This window comes from Actinoplanes missouriensis 431, from assembly GCF_000284295.1.
Lineage (GTDB): Bacteria > Actinomycetota > Actinomycetes > Mycobacteriales > Micromonosporaceae > Actinoplanes > Actinoplanes missouriensis.
On sequence record NC_017093.1, the window covers coordinates 3695064 to 3714922 of the forward strand.

Below are 19859 nucleotides of genomic sequence, written 5' to 3' on the forward strand. Positions count from 1 at the left end.
CCAGTGAAGACATCCAGTGAAGAGCGAGAGGGCACCGCATGAAATACCTGATCCTGATCCAGTCCAACCCACAGTCCCTGGCGGTCTGGGAGACGCTGACCGAGCAGCAGCGCACCGACTTCGGCCTCGGCCACCTGCGGCTCACCGAGGAGATGCGCGAGACCGGCGTGCTGGTGGCGAGCGAGGGCCTCGGCGATCCGGCGCTGGCGACCCAGGTCTCCGTCCGGGACGGTGAGACGATCACCTCGGACGGGCCGTTCGCCGAGGTCAAGGAGCATCTGGCCGGGTTCTACCTGATCGACGTCGCGGATCTCGGCGAGGCGGTGGCCTGGGCCGCGAAGACGCCGGACGCCGCCTACACGCGGGTCGAGGTGCGGCCGGTTCTGGACATGAGCGGATGGGAGTTCTGACCGGGCTGCCGGACCTGCTGCGTGAGTTGACCCCGCAGGTCCTGGCCGCGGTGGTGCGCCGCTACGGCGACTTCGACGCGTGCGAGGACGCGGTTCAGGAGGCGCTGCTGGCGGCCGCGCGGCAGTGGCCGGTGGAGGGCGTCCCGGCGCAGCCGCGGAACTGGCTGATCACCGTGGCGGGCCGCCGCCGGGTCGAGTCGCTGCGTACCGAGACGGCGCGGCGGCGGCGCGAGGAGGCGGTGTGGCTCGAGCCGGCGCCGGAGGTCCGCGGTGACGACGAGCTCGCGGTGCTGCTGCTCTGCTGCCATCCCGCGCTTTCCGTTCCGGCGCAGATCACGCTCACTCTGCGGGCGGCCGGCGGGCTCACCACCGCCGAGATCGCCCGCGCGCTGCTGCTGCCGGAGTCCACGGTGGGCCAGCGGGTCAGCCGTGCCAAGAAGCGTATCCGGGACACCGGCGCGCGGTTCGCGATGCCCGCGCCGGACGAGTTCGGCGACCGTCTCGGCGCGGTCCGCCACGTGCTCTATCTGATCTTCAACGAGGGCTACACCGCGAGTTCCGGCGAGCGGCTGCACCGGGTGGAGCTGACCCGCGAGGCGATCCGGCTGACCCGCCAGTTGCACCGGTGGCTTCCGGAGGACGGCGAGGTGGCCGGTCTGCTGGCCTTGATGCTGCTCACCGACGCGCGACGGCCCGCACGGACGGGTCCGGACGGCGCGCTGATCCCGCTCGCCGAGCAGGACCGCGGACGCTGGGACACGGCGCTGATCAACGAGGGCGTGGCGATTCTCACCCGTACCCTCGCACGGTCTTTGATCGGACCCTTTCAACTGCAGGCCGCGATCGCGGCGGTGCACGACGAGGCGAGGCGGCCCGAGGCCACCGATTGGCCCCAGATCCTTCTCCTGTACGGGGTATTGCACGCGCTCGCACCCACCCCGATGGTGACGCTGAACCGGATCGTCGCACTGTCCATGGTCGACGGCCCGGCCGCGGGGCTCGCCGCCCTGGACGAGCTGGCCGGTGATCCGGTGCTGGGCCCGCACCACCGGACCGCCGCGGTGCGGGCGCACCTGCTGGAGATGGCCGGTGCGGCGGCTGAGGCACGGGAGCAGTACCGGACGGCGGCGCGGCTCACCCTGAGCCGTCCGGAACAGCGCTATCTCGAGGCGCGGGCGGCGCGGATTGTCGTACCCGGGCTTTAGGTTCTCCGGCATGGCTCTCACCTGGACGGAACTCGACGAGTTGGCTCGGCGGCAGGCGCACGCGACGATCGCCGGTCGCCTCGTCGCGATGAGCGAGGCCGAGCGACTGGCCTCGGCGGGCGATGTCGAGGCGGGCATCAAGCGGATCCGCACCGACGACTGGTGGGACGGCGGGTTGTCGGCGGCGCCGGGCTACGCGCTCGCCGTGATCGGCTGCATGCCGTCACCGGCGCGGGCGGCGGAGGTGCTCGGCAGGCAGCGGATGCGCGACATCTGGGGTGACATCGCGGTGCCGCGGTTCCTGGCCGTCGCCGAGGCGCGCGGGCTCACCTGGCTGCCGGAGCTCGGTGCGCGGCTCGCGGGGAAACTGCCGGCCAAGGAGGTGTGGGCGGGGCAGTGGGAGTTCGTCGCCGCGCTGCTCGGCGGCTCGCCGGGGCTGGCCCCGCGGTCGGAGGGGTTCGTCCGTGGCTGGCTCGAGCAGGTGGGCGACTCCGCCGATCGGTTCCGGTCAAGCCCGTACACCGATCGGCTGCTTCCGGCGGTGTTCGAGATCGACAGCCTGGGCGGGGCGTTGACCAGCGCGTTTCCGGACGCGGTCGTGCGGCTGACGGTCGACGGCCGGGTCGACCGGGCGCAGATCGTTGCGGCCACGGTGGACCGTCTCGTCCGTGGTGACCGTCCGGCCTGGTTGCGGCCGTTCGTCGCGCTGCACGAGGCGCTCGGGCTGAGCGACGGCGAGCTGGCCGCGAACACCGGGAGCTATGCCCGGCTGCTGGCCGAGGCGCCGCCGGTGATCGCCGGGCTGGCCCAGCGTGCCCTCCGTGCGGTCGACGAGGCCGGGCGGCTGGAGGTGGAGACGCTGCTCGAGGTGAGCGCGGCGGTGCTGGTGCGGCCCGAGAAGAACCTGGTGGAGGCACAGCTCACCTGGCTGGAGAAGGTGGCTCGCCGGGAGCCCGGCCGCTGCGGGGAGATCCTGGAGACGGTCGCGGTGGCGTTCGGGCATCCCACGCTCGATGTGCAGGAGCGGGCGCTGACCCTGATCGGTCGCCGGCGTAAGGGCGTCGACGCGGGGACGATCGCCCGGCTGGCGGAGTCGGCTACCGGCCTCGGTGGGGATCTGGCGGGCCGGGCGGCGACGATGTTCGGGGTGAGCGCCGCGCCGGCCGCCGCCGCGCCGCCGGGACTGCTCGCACCTCCCGCGCCGGTCGCGGTGATGCCGCCGCCGATCGTTGACGGGGCCGAGCTGGCGGCGGAGGTCGTCGCGCTGATCGAGGAGGAGACCGCGGTCGGCTGGGAGCGGGTCCTCGCCGGGCTGGTGGCGGTGCCCGCGGGGAGGCGCTGCGGGCGGTCCTGGAGCGGTACTCCTATGAGCTGAGCGAGCACGGCTGGCACGGGGAGGCGCTGCGGACCGGGCTGCTCGGCGATGCGATCCGGGCCGTGGTGGCGAGTCCGTCCGGCGACGACCGTGCCGGCGGGGGGACTGCGGGCGACGGCGAGGGGCCGCGTGGGGGAGTGCTGCGGGACGCGTGGCTGTTCGGCAGTGGGGAGCGCAAGTCGCTGCGGGGCGGTCCCGGCGGTGTCCTCGACCTGCGGATCCAGGAGATCGCTCAGCGGTTCTCGGAGCGGCCGGTCACCGAGCTGATGGCCACGCCGACCCGGGTCAACGGGAGCCTCGACGCTGCCGTGCTGCTGGAGCGCCTGACCCGGGCGCAGGCCGGGGGGTGGGAGCCGTGGCCTGTCGACTTCGAGCAGGCGCTGCTGCGGCTCCCGCGCGACACCGATCCGGATGTGGTTCGCCAGGCCGCGGAGCTGACCTCGGTGGCGGGTCGCCGGTTCGCGGCCTGGCTCAAGGACGGCGGCCTGCCCGACCCGGTCAGCACGCGGCGGGAGCAGACCGGCAGGGACGGGCGATATGCGTACGGGGGAACGCCTCCGCTGCGCCGCCGCACCGTCGCCCAGCTGGACCAGGCGCGGGGTGGGATGACGGCTGCCTGCTGGAGGACGTGCTGGTCAACCTGGCGCGCACCGATGTGCCGGTCTACTACCTCGGTGACTTCTCGGCGCCCGCCGACATCACCACGATGGTGCTGCCGCAGCATCGCGAGGTCACGGCTGCCTGGGTGCTGCCGGTGCTCGCCGCACTGGCCGACATGGACGGGCGCGGCGGTGGCGCGGTGCTGCCGCTGCTCGCCGAGTGTTCGGGGCCGCTCGGGCCGGCCATGACACTGGCGGTGGCCTACGTGCTGGGCGCCCGGCACGAGGGGGATCGGCTGGCGGCGGTGGACGCGTTCCTGATCCTGGCCGCGACGGATGAAACGGTCCTGGATGAGACGGTCCTGGCCGCGACGGATGGGACGGTCCCGGCGGCGGGCGAGGAGACGGGCCGGGGCGGTGGCGCGGGGTTCATGGCGGGCGTCGGCGCGGAGATCGGGGATCTGTGCGCGGACGGCACGGTGAAGCTGAGCCGGGTCGTTCCCGCGCTGGCCGACGCGCATCGGGCCGGGGCGACGCGCGCGGTGTGGCAGGTGCTCGTCGCGGCGCTGCCAAGACTGCTGGCGTCGGCGACGGCGCCGCGCGGGCTGCCCGACCTGCTGGAGCTGACCACGCAGATCGCGGGGGCGATGTCCGGCAAAGCCGACATTCCCGGGCTGGCCGAGGTGGCCGGGCGATCCGGGAGCACCCGGCTGGGGAAGGAAGCGCGACGGCTGCGAGCGGTGCTGCGATGACCTACGGTGGTCGATCATGAACGTATCGGGTGAACTGGTGATGTTGCGGGCGATGGGCCCGGAGGACGCGGAAGCGCTGTGGCGGTGGAACCACGATCCGGACGTCATGCGCTGGATGGACGAGGGCTATCCGCAGTCGCTCGCCAGCGTGCAGCGGTGGATGACCGAGGACCGGCCGCGCAACGACTTCGGCGACGTGCTCTTCGGCGTCGAGACGCTAGACGAGGGGAACCTGATCGGCATGGTCCGGCTGCACGGTGCCGAGCCGGAGCTGGGCGGTGCCGAGCTGGACGTCTATCTCGGCGAGAAGAATTACTGGGGGAAGGGCTACGGCACGGACGCGGTACGGACGGCGTGCCGGTTCGGGTTCGACAAGATGCGCCTGCACCGGATCCAGCTGACCGTGGCCGCGGAGAACGAGTCGGCCCGGCACATCTACCGCAAGGTCGGCTTCGTCGAGGAGGGGCGTCTGCGGCACACGTTCCGCAGCGGCGGCCAGTGGGGCGACAAGTTCGTGATGGGGCTGCTGGAGGGGGAGCTGAGCTAGAGGATCGTCATCGGGCCGGGCGGGAAGAGCTCGTGCCCGGCCCACGGGTCGACGGCTTCGGGATAGTCCGGATCCGCAAGCGGCGACGCCGCGCGACCGGAAGCCGCCGTCGCCCGGGCCGGCTGCGCGGGAACCGCGGCGGGCTCGGCGGCGGGTCGGGCGGGTTCGGTGGTCGGGTGGGTGGGCGTGGTCGGGTGGGTGGGCGTGGTCGGGTGGGTGGGCGTGGTCGGGTGGACGGGCTCGGCGGTCAGGCGGGCGTGGTCCTCGGCCAGCCTGGCTCGGGCTGCGGCGAAGACCGGGCCGGTCAGCCCGGCCAGGGGCTCGTCGCGCCACAGGGCCAGCGCCTGCCTCGTCCGCTCGCTCGTCGCGGCCACGTCCCCGGTTCCCTGCGCCTGCCGCACCTCGGCCAGCGCCGCACGGAAGACCTCGGCGTCGACCGCGTTCTCACCCGGGCGGATCACGTAGCCGCCGCCCTCCATCGCGATCAGCGACGTCCGCGCCGGATCGAGGGCCCGGCGCAGGCCGCCGATGAACCGCTGCACCACGTCGACGCCGTTCTCCGGCGGGTCGCCGCCCCACAGCGCGCGGACGATCTCCGGCATCGCGACCGGGGCGCCGGCGTTCAGCAGCAGGATCGCGAGGACCGCCTGCTGCTTGATCGGGCCGAGGTCGACCGGCTCACCGTCGCGGAACGCACGGATCGGCCCGAGGATCTCGAAACGCAGCATCGGCGAAATCCTCCAGCGAGCACATACCCTCGGCACACATGAACTCAGCGAGCAGCATAGCGGCGGGGGTGGCCATGGACCTGGCGGGCGACACACTCACTGATTACCCGCGGCTGCTCGCCGCGGGAGCGTCCCGATGAGGGCGCTTATCCTCCGCGGTGGCTGGGAGGGGCACGAGCCGGTCGCGTGCACCGAGCTGTTCCGCGACTTCCTCACCGGCAACGGGTTCACCGTGCGGGTCGCGGAGAGCCTCGACGTCTACACCGATCCGGCCGCGCTCGCCGGCGCCGGGCTGATCGTCCAGTGCTGGACCGGCGCCCGTTTCACCCCCGAGCAGGCGAACGGTCTGGTCCGGCACATCCGGTCCGGCGCCGGCTTCGCCGGCTGGCACGGTGGGATCATCGCGACCGGGTACGAGTCGGAGCACTACCAGTTCATGGTGGGCGGCCGGTTCGTCGGCCATCCCGGCGGTTTCGTGGACTACACGGTGGACATCGCCGGTGAGCATCCGGTCACGGCCGGTCTGGAGAGCTTCCGGGTGCACACCGAGCAGTACTTCTGCCACGTCGACCCGACCCTGGAGGTGCTCGCCACCACCACGTTCACCGGCGATCACGGCGCGCCGGAGACGGCCGGGGCGGTGATGCCGGTGGCGTGGACCCGGCGGTTCGGGGCCGGACGGGTCTTCGTGTGCACGCTCGGGCACGGTCCGGACGATCTCCGAGTCCCGCAGACGCGCACGATGATCGAACGAGGCCTGCTCTGGGCGGCCGGTTAGTCTCATCCTCTGCGGAGGGTGCGCGGCGGATCACCGGTGATCAGAGTGGTGGCGTGGACGAGACCTACGCGTACCGCCCGGCCCGGCTCGCCACCCGGGATCACGGGCACATCCTGTTCGCACAGACGATGGCCTACGTCGCCGGGACGACCGGGTTGTTCGCGCTCGGGGCGTACCTGGGCCGGAATCTGCCCACCGGCGCCGCGTTCCTCGCCTACCTCGCCTCGTTTGCCGCCCTGATCGCGATGCAGTTCACCGTGCGCCGGTCACGGCAGACGACTGTCGCGCTGCTCGCCGCGTTCGGGCTGCTGATGGGCGTGGCGATCGCGCCGACGCTCGTCTACTACGCGAGCACCGACCCGCAGGCGCTCTGGCAGGCCGGTTCGGCGACGGCGCTGTTCGTGGCCGCGTTCGGCGCCGCCGGGTACGCCACCCGCCGCGACCTGAGCGCGCTGGCCCGGATCTGTTTCTGGGCGCTGGTGGCGCTGCTCGTCTTCGGCATCGTGCTGATCTTCGTGAACATCCCGTACGGGTCGCTGGTCTACTCGGTGCTCGGGCTGGTGATCTTCGCGGGCTTCATCATGATCGATTTTCAGCGGCTGCGGCGCTCCTCGGACGTCGACGTGGCGCCGCTGCTGGCGGCCTCGATCTTCCTCGACATCCTCAACGTGTTCCTCTTCTTCCTGCGCATCTTCCGCGGCAGCCGGTGACCCTGCCGTCGGCCCGCCCGTCGGTCCGCCCGTCGGCGCGCTCGTCGGTCCGCCCGTCGGCGCGCTCGTCGGTCCGCTCGTCGGTCCGCCCGTCGGTCCGCCCGTCGGTCCGCTCGTCGGTTCGCCCGTCGGCCCGCTCGTCGGGCGAAGGCTCGGGCAAAGGTGCGTCATGGTGCCTCGCATGCGGCCATATGAGGGCGACCGAGAACCGGCCTACGACTGTCGTCGCTGATGTGGTGGACGACCGCATCGTGTTCGTCGAGGTCCTCCACCGTCCACCGCTCAGCTGACGGGGCGCGCTCGGAAAGCGCCCAGGCAGAAGGCGTCGGCGGACGCGAACCGCCATCGCGGGCGCTGACCGCCCGCTGCTGGACGGTCCAAGGGCTCTGCCCACCGACCGGATCACCCCGTGCCGATCGCCTGGCCAGGCGACCGGATCACCCCGTGCCGATCGCCTGGCCAGGCCGGAGCCGAGATCATTTGAATCGACGTGGCAGGGGGGCGATCGCGAGCCGTAGCGCAGGCAGGCAAAACGCTCGGGAAGCCTGCGTCGGCTACGGCTCGCGGGTCCGGGCCGTAGGTGAGCGCGGTGATCATGCTGGTTTAGCCTGTCCCGGCTACGGCTCGCGGGCCGAAATGCCCACTCAGCCTCAGTTGATCTCCAGTTTCGGGCGGGGAGGGGCAGGGCGGCTCACGGTGGGCCCGGGTGTGGGTGGCGGCTCACGGTGCGGCTCTGGCGCGGGGCGGCGGCGCACGAAGTTCGCCGCGATCGACTCCCCGCTCACGCGGCGAGATTCACGCCGGCCGCGATGAGGTCGCACGGAAACGGTTCGTGTGCCTTCATCCCTGCCCTGGCGTTGGTGGATCGCCACACAGGCGTTGGGTGTGACCTCGTCCGCGCGGCGCCCTGGAAGATCTCGACCGTTTGCACGCCCGGATTGTCGGCGGACCCGGCGACGCCGATGATGCGCCAGCGGCGGTGGCGCGGTCGGGTGTTGGCGAAGTGACTGAAACCCGGCTCGCTCACAGGTGCTCCCGTTCTGGTGCTCGCGGATGAGGAACCCCAGTGTGACCTCTCGGGACCATGGGGTTCTCCGGAGATCAACCCTGGGCTTCGCCATCCCCGCGCCCGCCCTCCCGAGCCAACTCCATCAGTGCACCGCGCGCCCGGCGGCAGTAAGAACCCGTGCGAGAAGTCCAGCGCCTGGGCGACTAAGCGGTGAAGTGCTCATGGAGTTCGCGGCGGCTCCGCATCGAGGAACCGGATCCGCCCGGGGATGCCTGACAGGAGGTGTCAGGGAAGGGCCGCCATGATCACTCCCGTGAACGACTTCGATTTCTTCCTCGGTAACTGGAACGTGGTCAACCGCCGCCTCACGAAGCTCTTCGTGGGCAGCGACGAGTGGTACTCGTTCCCCGGCACCTCCACCTGCCACCAGGTCTTCGGCGGCGGCGGCAACTTCGACGAGATCGACTTCCCGACGCTGGGCTTCCGCGGGTGCACGCTGCGCCTGTTCGACGTGGAGCGCCGGGAATGGTCCCTGTACTGGGCCGACAGCCGGACCGGCGTGCTCGGCGCCCCGGTGGCGGGCACCTTCGCCGGCGGCCGCGGCGACTTCTACGGCGACGACGTCCTCGACGGCCGGCCGATCCGGGCGCACTACATCTGGTCGGACATCACGCCGGACTCGGCGCGGTGGGAGCAGGAGTTCTCCGCCGACGGCGGGCAGACCTGGGAGTCCAACTGGGTCATGGAGTTCACCCGCCGGCCCTGATCAGCGCCCACACGATCTTGCCGCCGCCCGTCGTCGTCGTCGCACCCCAGTGGGTGGCCATCGCCGCCACGATGCGCAGGCCCCGGCCCGTGCCGGGCAGCATGATGGTGCTCGTCGGCGGCGGCCGGTCGGCGATCCGTGGCAGGCGGAGGTCGCCGTCCTGCACGGAGATCCGCAAATACCTCTCGGTGTACGCGGTGAACACGTCGAACGCCGTGCCGGCGTGCGTGATCGCGTTCGTGGCCAGCTCGGAGGCGATCAGCTGGGCCGGGTCACGCAGGTGGTCCAGGTCCCAGCCGGCGCACGCCTCGCCGAGCATGACCCGGGCGCCGCCCACGCTCGCCGCCACCGGTGGGAACCACCGCCGCACCCAGCGCGGCACATAGGCGCGTGCCACCACCTGCGCCTCGGACTGATGCTCGTACAGGGCGACGAACGTGCGGTAGGCCGCGAAGTCCCGCCGCAGGGCCGGGTCGCCGACGCAGAGCAGCAGGGGCACGCCCCAGGTGTTCAGGGCGTTGTGGGAGAGGGTCGGGAAGACGCTCAACCGGCCGGCGCCGTCGTGGCTGAGCTCGCCGAGGTCGACGATCACCGCGGTGGGGCACTCGGCCACGGCCTTGCCGATCACGCTGCGCATCGCCGGTGAGCTGGTCTGATTCAGTTCGCCGGCGACGCGTACCGTGGTGATCCCGGTGTCGAGGCTCCGCTCCACCGATGTCTTCATGTTGGTCATCCCGACTGTGACGGGTGGCTCGCCCCCATACTCAACGCTTGTCGGTTGCCTCCCGGCAAGCCTCCGGTGGGGGGACGCCGCGCCGGCCGGGGCGCCTCTGCGCGCCTCCTCGGCGCCCTGCCCTGAGGGCGTCGCTGATTCCCGGCGCCCGCGGTGCCGTCGCCGGTAGCCTGGAGCGGGGAACCTGTGACGACAGCTGGGAACCTGTGACGGCTGGGAGGCGATGGCCGTGGAGGACGCCCCGGTCCGTCGGGGCCTGTGGGCGTACGCGCTGGCGGTGATCACGGTCGCCCTCGCCGTGATGCCGTTCGCGGGCCATCGGCTGGCCGTTCACTCGTACCTGATGGTCGTGTTCCTGGTCCTGATGGTGGCGGGCGATCTGCTGACCGCCCATCTGCTGATGCAGCAGTTCCTGGCCGGCGGGCGGCCGGCGACGCTGGGCCTGTCGTCGGCCTACCTCTACGCCGCCCTCCTGATGATGGTGTACGCCGCCGTCTCCGCCAGGATCCAGCGCGCGGGCGCCGATTCGACGTGGGCCGAGGTCTGCGGCCCGTGGCTCTTCCTCGCCGTCGTGTCCGGGTTTCCGCTGCTTGTGGCCGTGCTGCCGGTGGGGCTGGGCGGGGTGGCGCGGACCCGGCGGCGTGCCGTCGCCGCGGCGGCGATCGTGGCTGTGCTCGTGCTGGCGGGCGCGGTGGCGGGCACCGTCGTCGCCGCCGCGGACCTGCTGCCCCGGATGTACGAGGGCGGCGCGCCGACGACGGCCGGCCGGTGGGTGGTGGGCGTGGCGTTGCTGGTCACCGCGGCCGGCCTGCTGGCGGTGATCCGGAATCTGCGCCACCGGCCCCGGGCGGAACAGTGGGTGGTGGTGGCGCTCAGCGCGTCCCTGGCCACCGTGATCCTGTACATGTCCGGCCCGTACCGTTACACGCTGGGTTACTACGTGGCGCGCGTGACGCTGCTGGTCTCCTCCGGGGTGGTGCTGCTGGCCCTGCTCGCGGAGACCGCGAATTTATACCGTCGGCTGTCGGCGGCCCACGAGGACCTCGACCACGCGCATCGGGAGCTGAGCCGCCGGGCCGAGGACCTGGAGGCCGCCGGCGCGTGGAAGAGCGACATCATCGCGACGCTCACCCACGAGATCAATCAGCCGCTGGCGGTGATCTCGGCGTACTCCGAGGAACTGACCCAGGAGTGGGACACCACCACCGACGGCGAGCGGCGCGCCGCCGTCCAGGCGCTGGGCAACCGCGTCGACCAGTTGCTCGACATGGCTGCTCACCTGCTGGCGCTCTGCCGGGCCGAGCCGGGCGAGATCCGTACCCAATCGGTTGTCGTCCCGGTCGAGAAGGCGCTGGCCCGGGCCACCGACAACCTGACGAAGCAGGCCCGGGCGCGGGTCACCGTGGGCCCGGTCCCGCCCGGCGCGGCGGTCTGGGCCGACCCGGTGCACCTGCACGAGGTGCTGACCAACTTCATCACGAACGCGGTGAAGTACAGCGCCGGCGACATCGTCGTGTCGGCGGCGCTGGACGGCACCGGTGCCACGGTGCGGTTCGCGGTCACCGACGAGGGGAACGGGGTGCCGCCGGACTTCGTCGAGCACCTGTTCGACCGGTTCACCCAGGCCGGCCAGCCCGGCGGGGAGCGGACCGGCGCCGGCTTCGGCCTCTACCTCTCCCGGCTGCTCGCCGAGGCCAACCACGGCCAGATCTGGTACGAGTCGGTGGTCCCGCACGGCAGCCGGTTCCTGCTGCGCCTGCCCTGCGCCCAGCGACACCCGTCACTGCACCTACCGGACGAGTTCTCGGCCACCCGCCAGTGACACCGTCTGCCCGTTGACGTGCCCGTTCGCCGCCGAGGCCAGGTAGGTGATCGCGGAGGCGACGTCGTCGGGCGTGCAGATCCGGCCGGTGGGCGTCCTCCGGGACTCCGACGCGACCGCCTCCGGTCCCAGGAACGGCGCGGTCAGCGCCCGGTCGGTCAGCGTGAAGCCGGGGCGCACGACGTTCGTGAGGATGCCGTGGCGGGCCTCCCGGACGGCGAGCACGCGCGCCGCGGTCTCGAGCGCGCCCTTGGCGGTGGCGTAGGCGAGCGGCCCGGCCATCGGCTGCTCGACGATGTCGGTCGAGACCACCACGACGCGTCCCCAGCCGGCGTCACGCATGGCCGGCAGGGCGGCGTCGATCAGCGCCGCCGTGCCGACCGTGTTCACCGTCAGCGACGTGGTGAGCCCGCTGATCTCGCCGGCGTCGAAGGACGGCCACTGCACGGCGTTGGCGACCAGGACGGCGACGGCTCCGAGACGTCCGGTGATCTCGTCGAGGACGCCGGGGACGGTGGCCGGGTCCGCCTGATCCAGGTGGACGGCGAGGGCGCGGCCGCCGGCCCGGGTGATGGCGTCGACGACCTCACGGGCGCCGTCCTGGTTGGTGTGCCAGGCCACGGCGACGGCGGCGCCCTCGGCGGCCAGGTGCGCGGCGGCGGCGCGGCCGATCGCGCCGGAGGCCCCGGTGACGAGTGCGACCCTGTCGGACAGACCGGTTTCCATCATCAACTCCATAGTCGGCTATTGGTTAGCCGACTATGTATCAGGAGGGCGGGAGGCGTCAACCCGTACACTGCCGGGGTGGATCTGACGGACGTCCTGGCTACCAACAAAGCCCTGGTCAAGGTGGCCAAGCTGTACCGCAGTGCCCAGGCTGACCTGCTGGGCGAGCTGGGCCTGCACCCCGGGCAGGACGTCCTGTTGTGGATGCTCGGCCAGGAGCCCGACGGGGTGACCGTCTCCGAGATCGCCGCCCGGATGGGCGTGGAGCAGCCCACGGTGACCCGTAGCCTGAGCCGTCTGGAGCAGGGTGACTGGTTCGTCCGGGAGCCCGTGCCGGGGGACCGCCGCGCCTCCCGGATCCGGCTGACCGGCAAGGGCCGGGCGATCGTCCCGCGGATCGAGGCGGCCTGGCGGACCCTCGCCGAGACCGCGACCGCCGGAATGGCGAGCGACAAGCGGGCCGTCCTGGTCGAGCTGCTGGAGACGGTGCGCGGCAACCTCCAGCGGTGATCCGCCCGCTGTTAGTCTCCGTCGAATGGGTGTTCTGTACGACTACTTCCGGGCGCCGAGCGTGGCCGCCGTCCGCGCGCACATGGACGAGAACGAGGCCGACTCGCCGCTGCTGGGCGACTTCGACGGCCTTGCTCTGAAGACCATCGATCCCGGCGTGATCCTGGGCCAGCTGATCGCTTTCGCGATGGGCCGGGAGTGGGGCACGGATCTGGTCGACGACCGCCTGGTCTGGCCGGAGGACGGCGAGCAGGACCCGGAGCACGAGGGCCCGTGGGTGACGGTTCTCGACGATCGCGTCCGGGACGTGCTCGCCGGGATCGCCACGGAGCGGGTGCCCGAGCTGGCCGAGCGGTGGGCGACCGTCGAGGAGTTCGGCGGGTTCGGCGACGCGGGCTACCTGCGTGAGGTGATCACCGACTTCACCGCCCTGGCGACCCGGGCTCGTGAGCAGGGGGAATCGCTCTACTGCTGGATGACTCTCTAGGCCGGTCGCGGTCGGCGGTGGCCAGCCACAGCCAGGTCAGGAAGGCCAGCGAGACCGCGGCGGCTATCCCGGCGATGCCGGTCAGGAAGCTGAGGCGGCTCGGTTCCGGTTCGGTGGCCACGGTTGCCGAGGTCTTCGCGAAGAGCAGGCCCAGCACCGTGACCGGCACGGCGAGCGCGGCGGTGACCAGCAGCGGCAGGGTGGCCAGCCAGCTCGGCCGGCCGGGCGCCGCCTGCCGGGTCCACCGCAGCAGCCGGATGCCGAGGACGACCAGCGCGCCCCAGGCCAGCACGACGAGGATGGCGGCCACCGTGTCGCTGGGCCGGTGCCAGCGGGCCCACACGGTGCTGATCGCGATGGCCCCGGTGAAGCCTGCCCCGGCCAGGGCGGCGGTTCCCCGGACGGCCTCGGGCAGCACCAGGACCAGCGCGAACGCCATCGCCGCGGCGGCGGTGGTGTGCCCGCTCGGCAGCGAGTTCTCCCACTGCAGGCCGTCGAAGGGCGGGCGCGGCAACCGGTTCTTGAGCAGCTGCGTGGTGACGTTGGCGCCGAGCACCAGGACCGCGGCGGCGATCGCCAGGTCGATGCGCCGGCGCAGCCCGCCGATGGCGGCGACGATCACGCAGACCACCGCGACGCTGCGCATGTTGGTGGCGTCGAGGGCGTTGCTGAGCAGGCCGGCCAGCCGCGGGTGCTGGACGTCGGTGCCCAGCATCGCCGCGGTGTCCAGTGTCTGCCCGGAGATCGTGCGGACGAACACGTGGTAGGTCACCAGGGTGCTCAGCCCGGCGAGAACGCTGATGACCAGCGGGCCGAGCAGATGGACGACGGCGGATGGACGGCCGCCGCGCCGCGTCCCCCCGGGGCTCAGCATGGTCATCAGATGGTCGCCTCCCCGCGTGCCGAGCGATCGAGAGTAGGACTCCCGGTCAACCCAGGCGGGCCCGTCACAGGCGGATCTCGTGGGTGAACGCCCGGTCCTGGGGCCCGGTGTACTCGGTCATCGTGAACGCGCCGTCGTCGCTGATGGTGTGCACGATCACCGGGATCGCGCTGTCGTCGACGAAGCGGAGCGTGAAAACGGGATCCACCCCGTGGAGGAAGGTGAACGCCTCGAGGGCGTCGGCGCCCTCCTCGGCGAGCCGGCCGTGCGCGGTCCAGCCGGACTCGGCGTCGGCCGGGACGATGACGACGGAGATCTGGGCGCCGAACAGGTTCGTGGACGGGTTGGCCCACCAATCGAGCCAACATCGGCCCGTGAAGCGATCCATACCCCATTGTGGATCGCCGGTGGGCCGGTCGCTCGTCCACGACACGCCTGGACCGCCTCTCTATGAATTGAGCTGCGGCTATGTTCGTGGGAGATCGTGTCGCGGGCCGTTGCCGTGCCGGTGCTGATCGCTCGCGAGCGCGGGATGCTCTTAGGCTAGCCTTACTTGATCTTTGAGTGAGGAGCACGGCATCAACATCCTGCGCAGAGCGGTCGCGCGCAACGGCAAGAGGCTCTGGACCGGCACCGCTCTGGCCGGCGTCTACCAGCTCTGCGCCGCCCTCATCCCGATCCTGATCGGCGTGATCGTCGACCGGGCGGTCGGCACCGGCGACGTGGTGGCGCTGCTCACCTGGATCGCGGTGCTCGCCCTGGTGTTCCTGGTCATGACCCTGACCTACCGGTTCGGCGCCCGGCAGCTGCAGCGGGCGATCGCCGAGGAGGGCCACCGGCTGCGGGTCGAGGTCGCCGCGCGGATCCTGCACCCGCGCGGGCTGCGCACCGACCGGCACACCGGTGACCTGCTCACCGTGTCGACCTCGGACGCCGACCTCACCTCGTACGTGCTCGACCACATCCCGCGGATCACCAGCTCCCTGGTGGCGGCCACGGTCAGCGCCGTCACGCTGCTGCTGATCTCCCGTCCGCTCGGGCTGATCGTGCTGGTCGCGACGCCGGTCGTGCTGGCCGTGCTGAACCTCACCGCGCCGCTGATCGCGAGGCGCGTCGCCGACCAGCAGGAACAGTCCGGCCGGGCCACCTCGCTCGCGACCGACCTGGTCACCGGGCTGCGACCGCTGCGCGGCATCGGGGCGCAGGACGCCGCCGCCGAGCGTTATCGGGTGGTGAGCCGCCGTTCGCTGGCGGCCACCCTGCGGGCGGCGCGCACCCAGAACGCGTACCTGAGCGTCTCCACCACCCTGAGCACCCTGCTGGCCGGCGGCATCGCGATCGCGGCGGGCTGGTTCGCGCTGACCGGCCGGATCACCGTCGGCGAGTTCATCACGGTGATCGGCTCGGCGCAGTTCCTGATCGAGCCGTTCGGTGTGCTCGCGGTCGTGCCGAGCTGGTTCGCCGCGGCCCGCGCCGCCGCGAGCCGGGTCGCGTCGGTGACCGAGGCCGGCCTGGTCCTGCCGGAGGGGCTCCTCACGTCGGAGGGCGTCACCGACCTGCGCCTGTCCGGCGTCACCGCCGGCCCTCTCGCCGGACTCGATCTGCACGTGCGCCCGGGCGAGTTCGTCGGGGTGGTCGCCCGGCGCCCCGCCGACGCGGAGACCCTGGTTCGCCTCTTGACCCTTCCCCACGGGTACGACGGTGACATCCTCCTCGGCGGCGAGAGGCTGGAGTCGGTGGACCGCTCGCACGCCCGCCGCCTGCTGCACGTCGAGCCGCACCGCACCGACCTGTTCACCGGCACGCTCGCCTCCAACATCGACGTCCGCGGCGACGGCGGCGAGCGGCTCACCGCGGCGATGCGTGCCGCCGCGGCGGACGAGGTCGCCACCGCGGGTCTGGACGCGCCGGTCAGCGAACGCGGCACCAACCTCTCCGGTGGGCAGCGCCAGCGGGTCGCCCTGGCCCGCGCCCTGCTCGCCCGGCCGCCGCTGCTCGTGCTGCACGACCCGACCACCGCCGTCGACGCGATGACCGAGCACGCCATCGCCGGTGGGATCCGTGCGCTGCGGCACGGGCCGGACGCCGGGTACGGCACCGTCGTGATCACCAGCAGCCCTGCACTGCTCGCGGTCACCGACCGGGTCGTCGTGATCGGCGACGGCACGGTCGTCGCCGAGGGCTCGCACGCCGAGCTCAGCGCCACCGACGAGAGCTACCGCCGGGCGGTGCTGCGATGACGGCCCAGCTGCTGCCGGTGGCCGGCGCGCGGGAGAGCCGGGCCTGGCTCGCCGCCGAACTGCGATCACGCGCCGGCTCGGCGGCGTTCACGCTGGTGGCCGGCCTGCTCGCGGCCGGCGCGGCGATCGTTCCGGCGTACGCGCTGGGCCTGCTCGTCGACCGGATCCGCGCCGGTGGCGACGCCGCGGCGATCCTGCCGCCCGCGGTGGCGATCGTGGCCGCCGCGGTGGTCGGCGGCGCCGCGACCGGCGTCTCCGGGTACCTGATCAGCCGGCTCGGCTCCCGGATCCTCGCCGACCTGCGGGAACGCACCGTGGAGACGGCGCTGCGCCTGCCCGCGCTGGTGCTCGACCGGGCCGGGCGCGGTGACCTGCTCGCGCGGGTCAGCGCGGACATCACCGCGATCGAGAAGGCCGTCTCGGACGTGCTGCCCGGCATGATCTCGGCGCTGCTGCTGGCGGCGCTGAGCCTCGCCGCGATGCTCGGCATCGACTGGCGGCTCGGGCTGGCCGGCGCGGTCGCGGTGCCGCTCTACGTGGTGGCACTGCGCTGGTACCTGCCGCGTGCCGCACCCTCGTACGCGGCGGAACGGGTCGCGATCGCCGCCCGGTCCCAGCTGTTCGTCGAGGGCATGCAGGGCATCCGCACGGTCCACACCTATCACCTGGAGGACCGTCACCTCGCCGGCATCGAGGACGCGTCAGCCCGGGCCCGGGACATCTCGGTCCGGGTCTTCGCCCTCTACACCCGGTTCGTCGGCCGGATCAACCGCGCCGAGCTGGCCGGTCTCGCCTCCGTGCTGGTCGTGGGCTTCCTGCTGGTCCGGCACGGCGCCGGCACGGTCGGCGAGGTCTCGGCGGCCGCGCTGCTGTTCCACCGGCTCTTCAACCCGGTCATCATCCTGATGGTCACGTTCGACAAGGCCCAGGACGCCGGCGCGAGCCTGGCCCGCCTCGTCGGCGTCCTGGGAATGGACACCGAGCGGCGGGACGCCGGGCAGCGGGATGGTGGGACGCCGCCGGACGGCCGGGAGCTGGTCCTCGAGGACGTCACGTTCGGCTACGACGGCGGCGACCCGGTGCTGCGCGGCGTCTCGCTGACGGTCCGGCCGGGCGAACTCGTCGCGCTGGTCGGCGCGACAGGCGCGGGCAAGACCACCGCCGCCTCGATCGCGGCCGGCATCCTGCGCCCGGCGGAGGGCGCCGCAACGGTCGGCGGCGTGCCGGTGTCCGGCCTGCCCGCACGGACGATCGCGATCGTCAGCCAGGAGACCCACGTGTTCACCGGCACGCTCGCCGACGACCTGCGGCTGGCCCGCCCGGAGGCGTCCGCGGACGAGGTGGCCGCGGCGCTGGACCGGGTCGGCGCGCTGGCCTGGGCGTCGCAGCTGCCGGACGGGCTGGACACGGTGGTCGGCGACGGCGGCCACCAGCTGACCGCGGCGCAGGCCCAGCAGCTCGCGCTGGCCCGCGTGGTGCTGCTCGATCCGCGGGTCGTGGTGCTGGACGAGGCGACCGCCGAGGCGGGCAGCGCCGGCGCCCGCGACCTGGAACAGGCGGCCGCCGCGGCGCTGGAGGGACGCACCGCGCTGGTGGTCGCGCACCGCCTCACCCAGGCCGCGGCCGCCGACCGGGTCATCGTGATGGACCGGGGCGCGATCGTCGAGAACGGCACGCACGACGACCTGGTCACGGCCGGCGGCCGATACGCTCAGCTCTGGGCGGCCTGGTCCGCGCGTGGCTCGGCCGCCTGATCGCGGACGTGGTGCCGGCCGATCGGCAGCATCAGCGGCTTGCCCGAGACCGGGTCGACGATCACCTGACTGTCCAGGCCGAACACCGCGCGCACGCAGTCCTCGGTGAGCACGGTGGCCGGGTCGCCCGCCGCGTGCAGGCTGCCGGCGGCCAGGGCGATCAGGTGGTCGGCGTACCGGGCGGCCATGTTCAGGTCGTGCAGCACCATCACGATCGTGGTGCCCCGGTCCGCGTTCAGGTCGGTGAGCAGGTCCAGCACCTCGACCTGATGGCTGACGTCCAGGAACGTGGTCGGCTCGTCGAGCAGCAGCACCTCGGTCTGCTGGGCCAGCGCCATCGCGATCCAGACCCGCTGGCGCTGGCCGCCGGAGAGCTCGTCGACCGAGCGATCGGCCAGCTCCGCGGTGTGCGTGGCATCAAGCGCGGCGGCCACCGCGAGATCGTCCTGGCGGCTCCACCGGGACAGGATTCGCTGGTGCGGGTTGCGGCCCCGGCCGACCAGGTCGGCGACCGTGATGCCCTCCGGCGCGATCGGGGACTGGGGGAGGAGTCCCAGCGTGCGGGCCAGCTCCTTGGCCGGCATCCGGTGCACCTCGCGGCCGTCCAGCAGCACGTGCCCGGCCCGCGGCGCGAGCAGCCGGGACATCGAGCGGAGCAGCGTGGACTTGCCGCACGCGTTGGCGCCCACGATCGCGGTGATCCGGCCGGGCGGCACGAGCAGGTCCAGGTTCTCGATGACGACGCGGTCCCCGTACCCGATGGTCAGGTTTTCCGCCGTGAGGGTGTGGTCAGTGGTCACAGCGAGCCTCCGGCGCGGTTGGTGCGGACGAGCAGATAGATCAGGTACGGGGCGCCGAGCACGCCCGTGACGACCCCGACCGGGTAGCGCACGCTGAACGCGAACTGCCCGGCGAAGTCCGCCACCAGCACCAGCGCCGCCCCGACCAGGGCGGACGGGACGAGCAGCGAACCGCCCGGCCCGACCAGGCGAGCGGCGATCGGCCCGGCCAGGAACGCGACGAACGCGATCGGGCCGGTGGCCGAGGTGGCGAACGCGATGAGACCCACTGCCGCCACGATCGCGATCAGACGGGTACGTTCCAGGCGGGTCCCCAGAGCCGCGGCGGTGTCGTCACCGAGCCGCAGCATGGTCAGGTTGCGCGACTGCCCGAGCAGCACCGGCCCGAGCACCAGCAGCGCCAGCAGCACCGGGACGGTCTCGTCCCAGGTCGAGCCGTTGAGGCTGCCGTTGAGCCAGCGCATCGCGGCCTGCAGGTCCCACTGTCCGGCCTGGTTCAGCACGTACGCGGTGGCGCTGTCCAGCATCGCGGCCATGCCGATGCCGATCAGCACGAGCCGGGTGCCGGCCACGCCGTCCTTGAACGACAGCACGTAGATGACCACGGCGACGCCGAGCCCGGCCGCGATGGCGAACACCGACACCCCGGTCTCGCCGAGGTTCAGCACGATGATCGCGAACGCCGCGGCGGCGCTCGCCCCGGAGCTGATCCCGATGATGTCCGGGCTGGCCAGCGGGTTGCGCAGCATGGTCTGGAAGGTCACCCCGCCGAGGCCGAAGCACACGCCGGTGGCCAGGGCGAGGACCGCGCGGGGCAGCCGCAGCTCGCCGACCGTGAAGGACGCGCCGGGCACGGTCTCGCCGAGGATCACCCGCAGCACGTCACCGGGTGGATAGAAGGTCTGCCCGGCCATCAGCGAGACAGCGAACGCGGCGACGACGATCGCGGCCAGGACGGCGACGACGGTCCGGCGCCGCCGGTTGCGCCGGACCCGGCCGCGGGTGACGGCCTGCAGGGTCATGGT

21 protein-coding genes and 1 pseudogene are annotated in these 19859 nt (G+C 72.6%); 14 read left to right on the plus strand and 8 right to left on the minus strand.

Annotated elements, in window-relative coordinates; all coding sequences use genetic code 11:
- Positions 1-38 precede the first annotated feature (38 nt).
- From AMIS_RS17340 to AMIS_RS17360, 5 genes are all read left to right on the plus strand, one after another.
- Entirely contained in the window at positions 39-410 is a 372-nt protein-coding gene (locus tag AMIS_RS17340) for a YciI family protein (RefSeq protein ID WP_014443642.1), read from the plus strand.
- Positions 398-1615: an RNA polymerase sigma factor gene (locus tag AMIS_RS17345; protein ID WP_014443643.1), complete on the plus strand. Its 1218-nt coding sequence runs from the start codon at positions 398-400 to the stop codon at positions 1613-1615. Before AMIS_RS17340 ends, AMIS_RS17345 begins: the two co-directional genes overlap by 13 nt.
- Positions 1616-1625: 10 nt before the next feature.
- Positions 1626-2990 carry a DUF6493 family protein gene (locus AMIS_RS17350; protein WP_014443644.1) on the plus strand — a complete coding sequence of 455 codons (1365 nt, stop codon included), beginning with the start codon at positions 1626-1628 and terminating at the stop codon, positions 2988-2990.
- A 628-nt stretch (positions 2991-3618) separates the two neighbouring features.
- Positions 3619-4341, plus strand: coding sequence for a hypothetical protein (locus AMIS_RS17355; RefSeq protein ID WP_014443646.1), 723 nt, complete (start codon positions 3619-3621; stop codon positions 4339-4341).
- Between the two features lie 16 nt (positions 4342-4357).
- Complete coding sequence (locus AMIS_RS17360; protein WP_014443647.1) at positions 4358-4888, plus strand: GNAT family N-acetyltransferase; 531 nt, start codon at positions 4358-4360, stop codon at positions 4886-4888.
- Here AMIS_RS17360 and AMIS_RS17365 read toward each other — a convergent pair.
- Entirely contained in the window at positions 4885-5616 is a 732-nt protein-coding gene (locus AMIS_RS17365; RefSeq protein ID WP_014443648.1) for an AfsR/SARP family transcriptional regulator, read from the minus strand. The genes AMIS_RS17360 and AMIS_RS17365 overlap by 4 nt on opposite strands.
- Before the next feature lie 136 nt (positions 5617-5752).
- Between AMIS_RS17365 and AMIS_RS17370 the strand changes: the two genes are divergently transcribed.
- The 3 genes and pseudogenes from AMIS_RS17370 to AMIS_RS44970 all read left to right on the plus strand — a co-directional run.
- Entirely contained in the window at positions 5753-6394 is a 642-nt protein-coding gene (locus AMIS_RS17370; RefSeq protein ID WP_014443649.1) for a ThuA domain-containing protein, read from the plus strand.
- A gap of 53 nt (positions 6395-6447) precedes the next feature.
- Positions 6448-7104 (plus strand): Bax inhibitor-1/YccA family protein, encoded by a 657-nt coding sequence (locus AMIS_RS17375; protein WP_014443650.1) that lies wholly within the window; start codon positions 6448-6450, stop codon positions 7102-7104.
- Between the two features lie 43 nt (positions 7105-7147).
- Positions 7148-7336 (plus strand): annotated as a pseudogene (locus tag AMIS_RS44970) (hypothetical protein); the annotation flags it as partial.
- Between the two features lie 549 nt (positions 7337-7885).
- Here the strand turns inward: AMIS_RS44970 and AMIS_RS42725 are convergent.
- Complete coding sequence (locus AMIS_RS42725; protein ID WP_157434908.1) at positions 7886-8131, minus strand: hypothetical protein; 246 nt, start codon at positions 8129-8131, stop codon at positions 7886-7888.
- Positions 8132-8426: 295 nt separating this feature from the next.
- Between AMIS_RS42725 and AMIS_RS17380 the strand changes: the two genes are divergently transcribed.
- The gene (locus tag AMIS_RS17380; protein WP_041829858.1) at positions 8427-8879 is read left to right on the plus strand and encodes a hypothetical protein; all 453 of its coding nucleotides are present in this window, start codon (positions 8427-8429) and stop codon (positions 8877-8879) included.
- Here AMIS_RS17380 and AMIS_RS17385 read toward each other — a convergent pair.
- Positions 8863-9603: an ATP-binding protein gene (locus AMIS_RS17385; protein WP_157434909.1), complete on the minus strand. Its 741-nt coding sequence runs from the start codon at positions 9601-9603 to the stop codon at positions 8863-8865. The two genes, AMIS_RS17380 and AMIS_RS17385, sit on opposite strands and share 17 nt — an antisense overlap.
- Before the next feature lie 232 nt (positions 9604-9835).
- Here AMIS_RS17385 and AMIS_RS17390 point away from each other — a divergent pair, with 232 nt between their 5' ends.
- The gene (locus AMIS_RS17390) at positions 9836-11434 is read left to right on the plus strand and encodes a sensor histidine kinase (protein WP_014443653.1); all 1599 of its coding nucleotides are present in this window, start codon (positions 9836-9838) and stop codon (positions 11432-11434) included.
- On the opposite strand, the gene AMIS_RS17395 is transcribed toward AMIS_RS17390, so the two are convergent.
- Positions 11402-12160, minus strand: coding sequence for an SDR family NAD(P)-dependent oxidoreductase (locus AMIS_RS17395; RefSeq protein ID WP_014443654.1), 759 nt, complete (start codon positions 12158-12160; stop codon positions 11402-11404). The genes AMIS_RS17390 and AMIS_RS17395 overlap by 33 nt on opposite strands.
- A 78-nt stretch (positions 12161-12238) precedes the next feature.
- Between AMIS_RS17395 and AMIS_RS17400 the strand changes: the two genes are divergently transcribed.
- Together AMIS_RS17400 and AMIS_RS17405 are read left to right on the plus strand one after the other, a co-directional pair.
- Complete coding sequence (locus AMIS_RS17400) at positions 12239-12670, plus strand: MarR family winged helix-turn-helix transcriptional regulator (RefSeq protein WP_014443655.1); 432 nt, start codon at positions 12239-12241, stop codon at positions 12668-12670.
- Positions 12671-12695: 25 nt separating this feature from the next.
- Positions 12696-13157: a hypothetical protein gene (locus AMIS_RS17405; RefSeq protein ID WP_014443656.1), complete on the plus strand. Its 462-nt coding sequence runs from the start codon at positions 12696-12698 to the stop codon at positions 13155-13157.
- Here the strand turns inward: AMIS_RS17405 and AMIS_RS17410 are convergent.
- Positions 13093-14037, minus strand: a complete 945-nt coding sequence (locus tag AMIS_RS17410) for a phosphatase PAP2 family protein (protein ID WP_014443657.1) — start codon at positions 14035-14037, stop codon at positions 13093-13095. The genes AMIS_RS17405 and AMIS_RS17410 overlap by 65 nt on opposite strands.
- A 67-nt stretch (positions 14038-14104) precedes the next feature.
- Entirely contained in the window at positions 14105-14428 is a 324-nt protein-coding gene (locus AMIS_RS17415; protein WP_014443658.1) for a hypothetical protein, read from the minus strand.
- A 172-nt stretch (positions 14429-14600) separates the two neighbouring features.
- On the opposite strand from AMIS_RS17415, the gene AMIS_RS17420 reads away from it, so the two are divergent.
- Both AMIS_RS17420 and AMIS_RS17425 read left to right on the plus strand, forming a co-directional pair.
- Entirely contained in the window at positions 14601-16280 is a 1680-nt protein-coding gene (locus AMIS_RS17420; RefSeq protein ID WP_014443659.1) for an ABC transporter ATP-binding protein, read from the plus strand.
- Entirely contained in the window at positions 16277-18034 is a 1758-nt protein-coding gene (locus AMIS_RS17425) for an ABC transporter ATP-binding protein (RefSeq protein WP_014443660.1), read from the plus strand. Before AMIS_RS17420 ends, AMIS_RS17425 begins: the two co-directional genes overlap by 4 nt.
- Here the strand turns inward: AMIS_RS17425 and AMIS_RS17430 are convergent.
- Together AMIS_RS17430 and AMIS_RS17435 are read right to left on the minus strand one after the other, a co-directional pair.
- Positions 17992-18834 carry an ABC transporter ATP-binding protein gene (locus AMIS_RS17430; RefSeq protein ID WP_014443661.1) on the minus strand — a complete coding sequence of 281 codons (843 nt, stop codon included), beginning with the start codon at positions 18832-18834 and terminating at the stop codon, positions 17992-17994. The genes AMIS_RS17425 and AMIS_RS17430 overlap by 43 nt on opposite strands.
- A complete protein-coding gene (locus tag AMIS_RS17435) occupies positions 18831-19856 on the minus strand; it encodes a FecCD family ABC transporter permease (RefSeq protein ID WP_172666679.1) in 1026 nt (341 codons plus the stop codon). Before AMIS_RS17435 ends, AMIS_RS17430 begins: the two co-directional genes overlap by 4 nt.
- Positions 19857-19859: the final 3 nt, after the last annotated feature.

Coding starts and splice junctions, on each gene's coding strand:
- AMIS_RS17435 (WP_172666679.1), bottom strand. CDS start 19,856: ATGACCCTGCAGGCCGTCACCCGCGGCCGGGTCCGGCGCAACCGGCGG.
- AMIS_RS17425 (WP_014443660.1), top strand. CDS start 16,277: ATGACGGCCCAGCTGCTGCCGGTGGCCGGCGCGCGGGAGAGCCGGGCC.
- AMIS_RS17395 (WP_014443654.1), bottom strand. CDS start 12,160: ATGGAAACCGGTCTGTCCGACAGGGTCGCACTCGTCACCGGGGCCTCC.
- AMIS_RS17385 (WP_157434909.1), bottom strand. CDS start 9,603: ATGAAGACATCGGTGGAGCGGAGCCTCGACACCGGGATCACCACGGTA.
- AMIS_RS17360 (WP_014443647.1), top strand. CDS start 4,358: ATGAACGTATCGGGTGAACTGGTGATGTTGCGGGCGATGGGCCCGGAG.
- AMIS_RS17370 (WP_014443649.1), top strand. CDS start 5,753: ATGAGGGCGCTTATCCTCCGCGGTGGCTGGGAGGGGCACGAGCCGGTC.
- AMIS_RS17350 (WP_014443644.1), top strand. CDS start 1,626: ATGGCTCTCACCTGGACGGAACTCGACGAGTTGGCTCGGCGGCAGGCG.
- AMIS_RS17345 (WP_014443643.1), top strand. CDS start 398: ATGGGAGTTCTGACCGGGCTGCCGGACCTGCTGCGTGAGTTGACCCCG.
- AMIS_RS17390 (WP_014443653.1), top strand. CDS start 9,836: ATGGCCGTGGAGGACGCCCCGGTCCGTCGGGGCCTGTGGGCGTACGCG.
- AMIS_RS17405 (WP_014443656.1), top strand. CDS start 12,696: ATGGGTGTTCTGTACGACTACTTCCGGGCGCCGAGCGTGGCCGCCGTC.
- AMIS_RS17410 (WP_014443657.1), bottom strand. CDS start 14,037: ATGACCATGCTGAGCCCCGGGGGGACGCGGCGCGGCGGCCGTCCATCC.
- AMIS_RS17365 (WP_014443648.1), bottom strand. CDS start 5,616: ATGCTGCGTTTCGAGATCCTCGGGCCGATCCGTGCGTTCCGCGACGGT.
- AMIS_RS17340 (WP_014443642.1), top strand. CDS start 39: ATGAAATACCTGATCCTGATCCAGTCCAACCCACAGTCCCTGGCGGTC.
- AMIS_RS17415 (WP_014443658.1), bottom strand. CDS start 14,428: ATGGATCGCTTCACGGGCCGATGTTGGCTCGATTGGTGGGCCAACCCG.